Origin of the sequence: Clostridium chromiireducens (assembly GCF_003575225.1) — a bacterium.
In the GTDB taxonomy this organism is placed as follows: domain Bacteria; phylum Bacillota; class Clostridia; order Clostridiales; family Clostridiaceae; genus Clostridium; species Clostridium chromiireducens.
The window spans coordinates 121,916-130,000 of the sequence record NZ_QXDJ01000010.1 but is presented as its reverse complement, the minus strand read 5'-3'; the positions used below and the strand labels follow the sequence as shown (position 1 = coordinate 130,000).

5 protein-coding genes, 3 tRNA genes and 1 other annotated feature are annotated in these 8,085 nt (G+C 31.0%); of the genes, 1 reads left to right on the top strand and 7 read right to left on the bottom strand.

Annotation, left to right across the window (positions count from 1 at the left end; all coding sequences use genetic code 11):
- Positions 1-519 precede the first annotated feature (519 nt).
- Complete coding sequence (locus D2A34_RS25545) at positions 520-1,530, top strand: DUF5050 domain-containing protein (RefSeq protein WP_079438610.1); 1,011 nt, start codon at positions 520-522, stop codon at positions 1,528-1,530.
- A gap of 92 nt (positions 1,531-1,622) precedes the next feature.
- On the opposite strand, the gene murD is transcribed toward D2A34_RS25545, so the two are convergent.
- The 7 genes from murD to greA all read right to left on the bottom strand — a co-directional run bounded on the left by murD (position 1,623) and on the right by greA (position 8,083).
- Positions 1,623-2,999, bottom strand: coding sequence for a UDP-N-acetylmuramoyl-L-alanine--D-glutamate ligase (gene murD / locus D2A34_RS25540; RefSeq protein ID WP_119368259.1), 1,377 nt, complete (start codon positions 2,997-2,999; stop codon positions 1,623-1,625).
- 145 nt (positions 3,000-3,144) lie between these two features.
- Positions 3,145-4,536, bottom strand: a complete 1,392-nt coding sequence (locus D2A34_RS25535) for a glycine--tRNA ligase (RefSeq protein WP_079438608.1) — start codon at positions 4,534-4,536, stop codon at positions 3,145-3,147.
- 50 nt (positions 4,537-4,586) lie between these two features.
- Positions 4,587-4,760, bottom strand: a binding site (T-box leader).
- A gap of 77 nt (positions 4,761-4,837) precedes the next feature.
- Positions 4,838-4,912, bottom strand: a tRNA-Asn gene (locus D2A34_RS25530).
- A 405-nt stretch (positions 4,913-5,317) separates the two neighbouring features.
- A tRNA-Asn gene (locus D2A34_RS25525) sits at positions 5,318-5,392 on the bottom strand.
- Between the two features lie 321 nt (positions 5,393-5,713).
- Positions 5,714-5,788: transfer RNA gene (locus tag D2A34_RS25520), tRNA-Asn, on the bottom strand.
- Positions 5,789-6,081: 293 nt separating this feature from the next.
- Positions 6,082-7,587 (bottom strand): lysine--tRNA ligase, encoded by a 1,506-nt coding sequence (lysS, locus tag D2A34_RS25515; RefSeq protein ID WP_079438607.1) that lies wholly within the window; start codon positions 7,585-7,587, stop codon positions 6,082-6,084.
- A gap of 13 nt (positions 7,588-7,600) precedes the next feature.
- Complete coding sequence (gene greA, locus D2A34_RS25510; RefSeq protein WP_079438606.1) at positions 7,601-8,083, bottom strand: transcription elongation factor GreA; 483 nt, start codon at positions 8,081-8,083, stop codon at positions 7,601-7,603.
- Positions 8,084-8,085 lie beyond the last annotated feature (2 nt).

The following is an 8,085-nucleotide window of genomic DNA, read 5'->3' as shown; positions in this document are numbered from 1 at the left end:
TAGTTTTTATTGTCAATATCTTTTTAAAGATTTTTTCAAATAATTTTACTAACCATGTTTTTACTTGTTGCTCACTTGCCGTGACAACGAATATTATAGTACCACGTTTTTTCTAATCAATTTATTAATCATATCCAATATATTAGAATTATTCTTATATTTCATTAATTTTCTCATTTATACTATATATTTCATTAACAGACACGCCTGGCAAAGTTAATCTTGCTTTTAAGTAATTCTTAGAGAATTATTAATTTATACAACTAAGCTTTACTCTTATACTAATTTATTCTACTATATAATATAGTAGTGTTCGTTATATATTTTATTGTTAATTACTACAATAATATACTCCTTCTGTTGATTTTATTATTTCAATTTCGAATTTCGTTAACTTAAACAATTTATACTCTATAGAACCTACATATATTGTACGACAATAACTATATATATGATTTACTAGTATTATTAGCGAATCTTATAACATAAATATAATTTTAATTCAGGGAGATTTCGATGATGAATAAAAAAATATTAAGTTTATTACTATCAGTTACTATAATTTCTTTTATAGGTTGCACAAATAACACGGCATCTTCAAAAGATTCTACTCCAAGTTCCCCTTCACCAAAATCATTGGAGGTTCCAAATTCTACAGCAAGTGACCCAGTTACATTCTCTTTAACTGATAATTCTTCATACTTTTGTCCATTCGTTTTTAATGGGAATGATTTAATTTTTCCTAATCCAGATGAAAATAATAGAATTTCAACAATTCCTGATCCACTACCAAAGGATATTCTCGAAAGCAAAAATGTCACTGACTTCGCAGACTATTCTTCCAGCAATATAGTATTGATAGATAAAAATATATTTTTTTCTAACGACTCAGAAAATGGTGCTTTATCTTCTTTTAATATAACTGACAAAACATATAGTAAGTTAAATACACATTCAGTTGATAATTTAATTGCTGTTAACACAGAATTGTTTTACAAAAATAAGAATGATAATAATATATACAAGTATGATACTGTATCATCTGCAAATCAATTACTATCAACCGATAACGTAGGATCATTCATTATCAACGGTGATTTCGTTATATATCAAAATTTAAGTGATGGTGCAAAGTTATATTCAATTAAAACAGACGGTACTGCTAGACAGAAACTTACTGATTACACAGCAAATAGCTTTGTAGTATACGATGGTAAGTTGTTATTCTTTAACTCTTCTGATAATAATAATTTATACTCAATAGATCCTTCTACTTTAGATTGTAAAAGAATTTACATAATGAACGGGTTCCAATTAAAAGAGATTAATAAGTCTTTGTACTTTATTAACGGAAGTGATTCAAATAACTTATACTCATTATCGGTGGATTTAGGCAAATCAACTACAACTTATAAACCTGAAATTTCTCAAGGAATTAATGATTATTACTTAACCTCTTCTGGAATTTTTTATAGCCCAAGTATTAATGTAAATAACATTTGCTATGCCAAATTCTCTACCAAAAGTTAGTCTATCAAATAAAAAGGATGAATGAAAATTCTTCATTATAAGCGAATCATTTTCATTCATCCATATATATTTACCCTTCAAACATACTGCTACTATAAGTTTTTCACGATTTCCTTAAATTTATTTCCTCTAACCATAAAATTAGGATACATATCAAATGAAGCGCATGCTGGCGATAAGGTTACAATGTCTCCTTTTTTAGCTATCCTCTTAGCCATATTTACAGCTTCCTCTAAGGATTCCGCTATCTTTATATTGATTTTTAATCCTCTCTCCTTTTCCAATTTGTCAAATACTTCTTTGATCTTGTTCTTTGTAGCACCTAAAAGTATTAGTTCTTTTATATAAGGATAGCCTTCATATGCTAGTGGCTCAAAAGGTATATGTTTATCATACCCACCTGCAATTATTATCACCTTTTCATCAAATGCCTTCAATCCGGCTAAAGTTCTTGTAGGACTTGATGCTATAGAATCATTATAATACTTAACTCCATCTATTTCTCTTACCAATTCGCACCTATGCTCAACTCCTGTAAAAGCTTCAGCCACCTTTTTCATTGTCTCCACTGAAACATCATCTTTAGTTGCTATAAATGCTGCGAGATAATTTTCAACATTATGCATTCCTTTTATTAATATATCATCCTTTTCACAAATTTCTTTTCCTTCAACATAAAGCATACCATCCTTATAGTGGGCGCCATCTAATATCTCTCTTTTAGAACTAAATTCTTTCACAGTTCCCCTTGCCTCTTTTACGAATTCATGAGTAATTTCATTCTCTCTATTCACTATCAAAAGTCCTTCTGAACTTTGGAATAAGAAAATATTCTTCTTTGCATCTATATATTCTTGCATGTCTTTATGCATATCTAAATGATTTGGAGTTAAATTTGTACATATAGCAACATCAATTTCTTGAGTCATTGTCATAAGTTGAAAACTAGACAACTCTAATACAACCCTATCTCCATCATTAATGTTTTCTATTTGTGAGAATAACGGAGTTCCTATATTTCCTCCAACCCAAGTTTTATATCCTTGTTCTTGAAGCAATTTTGAAATAATTGTTGTAGTTGTTGTCTTTCCATCGCTGCCTGTAATTCCATATACCTTTCCTTTAGTATATCTCACAAACTCCTCCATCTCGGATGTAATGTATGCCCCTTCATTCTTAGCCTTTACTAATGACTCGCTATCAATCCTCATTGAAGGTGTCTTGAATATTACATCAAATCCTGAAAGTTTATCTAAATAGCTTTCTCCAAGCTCTAATTTTACTCCTTTATTATTAAATTCATCGGCCACTTCACCCAGCTCTTCCTCATTTTTTTTATCAAATGCTGTTACTGAAGCACCTAAAGTAAGTAAGAAGTTAATTAGTGGAATGTTACTTACTCCAATTCCAACAACACCAACTTCTTTCCCAACTATAAATTTCTTAAAATCTTTAAAGTCTCTTTTCATGTCTATCCTCCAAATTCAAATCATCTATCCCTATATGATATAATTTATTACCAAAATCTGTTCTTTACTATTTTAATTATAGCACTTCGACAAAAAAAATAAACCGACTCAAAAAGAAATTATTTTGAGTCAGTTATATTTGTTTTTAGAATTCTAAACTTGATTGAATGTAATTTTCTAGCTCGCTTATCTTAACTCTTTCTTGTTCCATAGTATCTCTATTTCTAATAGTAACTGATTCGTCTTCTAATGTATCAAAATCAATTGTTATACAGAAAGGAGTTCCTATTTCATCCTGCCTTCTATATCTCTTACCTATACTTCCAGTTTCATCAAAATCTAAGTTAAACTTTTTGCTTAAATCTCCATAAAGGTCTAGAGCCTTTTCAGAAAGCTTCTTAGAAAGAGGCAATATTGCCGCCTTAAATGGAGCTAATGCTGGATGTAAATGCATTACAGTTCTAACATCTCCACCTTCTAACTCTTCTTCATCATAAGCTTCAATTAAGAATGCTAAAGCAACTCTATCAGCGCCTAATGATGGCTCTATAACATATGGTATATACTTTTCATTAGTTGTCTGATCTAAATAGCTTAGATCTTGTCCTGAGTGTTCTTGATGTTTAGATAAATCGTAATCAGTTCTATCTGCTATCCCCCAAAGTTCACCCCATCCAAATGGAAATAAGTATTCTATATCCGATGTCGCATTTGAATAGAACGATAGCTCTTCCTCACCATGATCTCTCATCCTTAAATTATCAGGTTTTACATTTAGATTAAGCAAAAAGTTCCAACAATAATCCTTCCAGTATTTGTGCCATTCTAAATCAGTTCCTGGTTTACAGAAGAATTCTAATTCCATTTGTTCAAATTCTCTTGTTCTAAAAGTAAAATTACCAGGTGTAATCTCATTTCTGAAAGATTTACCTATTTGAGCTATACCAAACGGAACTTTCTTTCTAGATGTCCTTTGTACAGCTTTAAAGTTAACAAATATACCTTGTGCTGTTTCTGGTCTTAGGTAAATTTCTGCTTTAGCATCTTCCGTAACACCTTGGAATGTTTTAAACATAAGATTAAATTTTCTTATATCTGTATAATTCATTTTTCCACATTTCGGACAAACTATATTATTACTCTCAATATATTCTTTTAACTGATCATTAGTCCATCCATCAGCGCTAGCTACCTCTGCTCCATTTTCTGTCATATGATCTTCAACTAATTTATCTGCTCTAAATCTTGCCTTACATTCTTTACAGTCCATTAACGGATCCGAGAAACCTCCAACGTGTCCTGAAGCAACCCAGACTTCTCTATTCATTAAAATAGCGGAGTCTAATCCAACATTGTAAGGGCTTTCTTGAACAAATTTCTTCCACCATGCTTTTTTAACGTTATTTTTGAACTCTACTCCTAGAGGACCATAATCCCACGAATTTGCTAGCCCACCATATATATCAGAGCCAGGAAATACAAATCCTCTATTTTTACAAAGAGCTACAATCTTTTCCATTGTTTTTTCTACTGCCATCGTTTTATCCCTCCAAATATTTTTTGATAAAAATAAAAAGGCTATAAGCACAAAGGGACGAAATACAATTCCGCGGTTCCACCCTTCTTGGCTCTAGCCCATCTTTCTTCTCTAATTAACCTACACTCAAAAGCTCCATTCATTTACAAATAATAATGATTTCCACCAAACATCATCTCTCTTTAATTTACTTATAAATTACTCCTCTTTTTCAACGTGTATATTCAATTTATAAATTTATTTTAACAAAATTCCTTTATATGTCAAGATTAAATTATCTTTTAAAAAAGTATAAAAAAAATGGCTCCGCGAAGAGGACTCGAACCTCCAACCTATCGGTTAACAGCCGAGTGCTCCACCATTGAGCTATCGCGGAACGTCATTACTTAATCTATTATATCAAACTTTTATAATTATGCAACCCCATTTTTCATATTTATTTATTTTCTTTTATATATAGACTTGTGTTTATATATAAACCTGATAATGAGCAATAATTTGAGGAGGAATTATATGAACAAATACACCTCATAGGCAGTTTCACTAGAAATCTAGCATTCCGGAATTTCCGTTATGAAAAAAGTACTTACATCCAATCTAATTCACTTTAACAGTTTATAATTACAATTTATCAACATAAAAATCTTCAACTGATATACCTTAAAATTTTCGATTTTAATCATAACAAAAATAATATAATTTAATATATTAAAAGGGTGGAGAATAATTCCCACCCTTAGCTATTTCACTTATTTCTATTTTCTAAAAAAGTATAAAAAAATGGCTCCGCGAAGAGGACTCGAACCTCCAACCTATCGGTTAACAGCCGAGTGCTCCACCATTGAGCTATCGCGGAACGTCATTACTTAATCTATTATATCACCTTTTTATAATTATGCAACCCTTTTTTTCAATTCTTTTATTTTTTTCAAATATGAACTTTTATCTCCGTCTAAACCTAAATATGTAATTCATTTATGGGGGACAATACTTACAATATATACCTTGCAGATAAATCTATTAGAGATCCGGTACTTCAAGAACTTATGTCACCTTTACCTTAACATGGATGCAAATTTACATAACATGAATATAATTTAATATATTAAAAGGGTAGAAAACACTTTCTACCCTTAACTACTTACTGATTTTTATTTTTCAAAAAAGTATAAAAAAATGGCTCCGCGAAGAGGACTCGAACCTCCAACCTATCGGTTAACAGCCGAGTGCTCCACCATTGAGCTATCGCGGAACGTCATTACTTAATCTATTATATCAAACTTTTATAATTATGCAAGCTTTTTATATTAATTTTTTTAAATAAGTTAAGAATAACTTGTTTAAAATTCATAATAACTAGTTTCTTTACAATATATTGAAATTTCATTGAGTTTTCTCGAAATATATCTATATGCAAAATCCTAATCAATATAAAAAAAGATCCATACACGTTCTATATGAACACATATGAATCTTTTATCGTATATATTACTACGTATTAAACTTTACAAAAATTTCTTTTTCAGGACCTACTTAGCTTCTTTATTATTTTTGTGGCCTCATTGTTGGGAATAATATAACATCTCTAATTGAAGCTGAATCAGTCAAGAACATTATAAGTCTATCTATACCCATTCCCATTCCACCTGTCGGCGGCATACCAGTTTCAAGAGCGCTCATGAATTGCTCATCTAACATATACGCTTCATCGTCTCCAAGTTCTCTCTCTTTAGCTTGTTGTTCAAATCTTTCTCTTTGAACTATAGGATCATTTAATTCTGAGTATGCATTACAAAGTTCTCTACCGAATACAAAACCTTCGAATCTCTCAGTGAATTCAGGATTTCCTCTCTTTTTCTTTGTAAGAGGTGAAATTTCAACTGGATAATCTGTAACGAACGTTGGCTGAATCATGTTTGCTTCACCGAATTCCTCATATAAGGCATTTAGTACTTCACCCTTTGTAACTGTATCTAATGGTTTAGCAAATTCTATATGTTTCTCTTTTGCTATAGCCTGAGCTTCCTCATTAGATTTAATTTCGTTAAAGTCTACACCTGCATATTCTTTAACAGCATCAACCATAGTTATTCTTCTCCATGGTGGTTTAAAATCTATTTCTGTACCTTGATAAGTAACTTTAGTAGTTCCATTTATCTTTTCACAAATATATGCAACCATATTTTCTGTAATTTCCATCATATCATTATAATCAGAATAAGCTTCATATAATTCAATAGATGTAAACTCTGGATTATGTCTAACTGACATACCTTCATTTCTGAAGTTTCTTCCTATTTCATATACTTTTTCAAATCCAGCAACAATTAGTCTCTTAAGATATAATTCTGGTGCTATTCTTAAGAACATATCCATATCTAAAGTATTGTGATGCGTAACAAATGGTTTAGCTGCCGCACCACCAGCTATAGCACCAAGTATTGGCGTTTCTACTTCTATAAAACTTCTAGTATCTAAGAACTCTCTCATTGCTGAAATAATTCTACTTCTCTTAATAAAAGTATCCTTTACTCCTGAATTTGTAATTATATCAACTTCTCTTTGTCTATATCTTAAATCCGGATCTTTTAATCCATGCCATTTCTCTGGAAGCGGCTTTAGAGACTTACAAGTTAATTCAAAAGTATTTACATTTACCGATACTTCGCCTGTTTTTGTTGTAAACACTTCACCTGTCGCAGCAACCCAGTCACCTAAATCAAGAGTTTTATATTGCTTTAGATTCTCCTCTCCAACCTTATCAATCTTTAAGAATAGTTGAAGCTTTCCATCTTTATCATGTATGTCTGAGAACACAACCTTACCTTGGCCTCTCTTGGACATTATTCTTCCTGCTACTGTTACCTCTTTACCTTCTAATTCATCATAGTTTGCCTTAACCTCTTCTGATGTATGAGTTCTGTTAACTTTATAAACATCAAAAGGATCTTTTCCAGCATTTTGTAGATCTGCAAGCTTATCTCTTCTCAATCCTTCTTGTTCATTATATTGAGACTCTAACTCTTGCATACTCATTTCTTCTGTTGACATAATGTACCTCCAATTAACTTCTACTTATTCCTAAGATTTCAAATTTATTCACTCCATCAGGAACCGTTACTTCCACTATATCACCAACTTTTTTACCAACTAAAGCTTTTCCAACTGGTGATTCATTTGATATTTTAAAATTTATAGGATCCGCTTCTGCTGAACCCACTATTGAATATTCCACTTCTTCATCAAATTCATAATCTTTGACTTTAACTTTTGATCCAACTGAAACTATATCACTTGGAATTTCTGATTCATCAACAACTACAGCATTTTTCAACATGTTTTCTAATTGAATTATTCTTCCTTCTGTAAATGCTTGGTCGTTTTTAGCTTCATCATATTCGGAGTTTTCACTCAAATCTCCATATCCTAATGCAATTTTAATTTTTTCAGTTATCTCTTTTCTTTTTACTGTCTTTAAATATTCAAGTTCACTTTCTAACTTTTTTACACCTTCATAAGTCATTACATATTGTTTTGATTGGCTCATAT

Excerpts from the sequence above, each read along its gene's own strand:
- D2A34_RS25545 (WP_079438610.1), top strand. The coding sequence starts at position 520 with ATGAATAAAAAAATATTAAGTTTATTACTATCAGTTACTATAATTTCT.
- murD (WP_119368259.1), bottom strand. The coding sequence starts at position 2,999 with ATGAAAAGAGACTTTAAAGATTTTAAGAAATTTATAGTTGGGAAAGAA.
- D2A34_RS25535 (WP_079438608.1), bottom strand. The coding sequence starts at position 4,536 with ATGGCAGTAGAAAAAACAATGGAAAAGATTGTAGCTCTTTGTAAAAAT.
- lysS (WP_079438607.1), bottom strand. The coding sequence starts at position 7,587 with ATGTCAACAGAAGAAATGAGTATGCAAGAGTTAGAGTCTCAATATAAT.
- greA (WP_079438606.1), bottom strand. The coding sequence starts at position 8,083 with ATGAGCCAATCAAAACAATATGTAATGACTTATGAAGGTGTAAAAAAG.